Raw genomic sequence first — 711 nt, 5'->3', positions numbered from 1 at the left:
CCTCGTGCGCGGCCGGTACGGTCCGTCTCCCCTCGCGCACGAGGGCGACCACCCGCGACGCCGCGGGCAGTCCCGCGTCGCGCAGGGGGCGGCCGGCGAGCCGCGTCGACGTCGCCCCGCGGACGTCGACGCCGAGCACGACCACCTCGCCGCGGGCGAAGAAGTCCACGTGCCGGGCGCCCGGCACGTGCAGGACGCGCTCGACGGCGCTCGCGGTCTCGAACGCCGTCGAGACGAGGAGGTCCACATCGAGGTCGCCCGCCCGCCAGGCCTCCAGGTAGTCCGTCCCGGTGGCCCGTACGACCGTCCGCGCCGACGACAGCCGGCGGGCGAGCATGGCGGTCACCAGGTTGACCTCGTCGCGCGAGGTGCACGCCAGGACGAGCTCGGCGTCGGCCACGCCGGCTTCCAGGAGCGTCTCGCGGCGGGTGCCGCTGCCGCGCGTGACGCGCACGTCGTAGGCGTGCGACACGGCCTCCAGACGCGTCTGGTCGATGTCGATCACCGTGCACTCGTGCGCCTCGGCGAGCGACTTGACCACGGTGTGACCGACCTGGCCCGCACCCACCACGACGACCCGCATGCCAGCATCGTGGCACGCGGGCCGGGCGCCCGCCCGGCACCGGCCCCCGGCGCCCCTCGCGGCGGGACGCGGGACGACGGCCGTCGGTACCGCCCGGCGCGTTCTCCCCGGCTGTGGGAGCGCCGGAC

General features: G+C 76.8%; 1 protein-coding gene. It reads right to left on the bottom strand.

Annotation, left to right across the window (positions count from 1 at the left end):
* On the bottom strand, window positions 1-583 hold a 583-nt coding region (locus B7767_RS34790), incomplete at its 3' end, for an NAD-binding protein (protein ID WP_179167418.1).
* Window positions 584-711: the final 128 nt, after the last annotated feature.

This window comes from Streptomyces sp. 13-12-16 (assembly GCF_002114215.1).
Taxonomy (GTDB): Bacteria; Actinomycetota; Actinomycetes; order Streptomycetales; family Streptomycetaceae; genus Streptomyces.
Note: the sequence above shows the minus strand (reverse complement) of the source record. Positions and strands in the feature narration are given on the sequence as shown.